General features: G+C 65.3%; 1 pseudogene. It reads left to right on the forward strand.

The features are described 5' to 3' along the window. Positions 1-476, forward strand: a pseudogene (locus EN780_RS39510) (SAM-dependent DNA methyltransferase); the annotation flags it as partial.

The raw sequence follows: 476 nt of genomic DNA on the forward strand, positions 1-476 counted from the left end.
GCTCGGCCAAACGTTCGCGCAGCTCAAGGAACTCTATCTTGACGGCCGCAACCACATCTGGACTTTCATTCTGCGCAACTTGCTGCGCCCAGTGTGGCTGTCGCATCCCGATCACCGGGCTGACGTCCTGATCGGCAATCCGCCCTGGATCGTTTATCGCCACCTGAGCGCGGACATGAAGGACCGGCTGCGCGAGGCGCTGCGGAGCTACAATCTCTGGGTCGGTGGCAGTCTGGCCACACAACAGGACATGTGTGCGCTGTTTTGGGCGCGCGGCGCGGAACGCTACCTGCGCGACGGCGGCGTGCTGGCGCTCGTTCTGCCCTATGCCGCGCTCAACGCTCCCGTGTTCGCCGGAATGCGCGACGGGGGCATGGAGCGCGTGCGGGTAGCGATCATCGGCGGTTGGGGTCTGGAGCGGGTGTGGCCGATCTTCGGTGCGCAATCCGGCAGCAGCACGACGAGCACCTGTGTGC

This window comes from Mesorhizobium sp. M4B.F.Ca.ET.089.01.1.1 (genome assembly GCF_004022605.1).
GTDB classification, from domain to species: Bacteria; Pseudomonadota; Alphaproteobacteria; order Rhizobiales; family Rhizobiaceae; genus Mesorhizobium; species Mesorhizobium abyssinicae.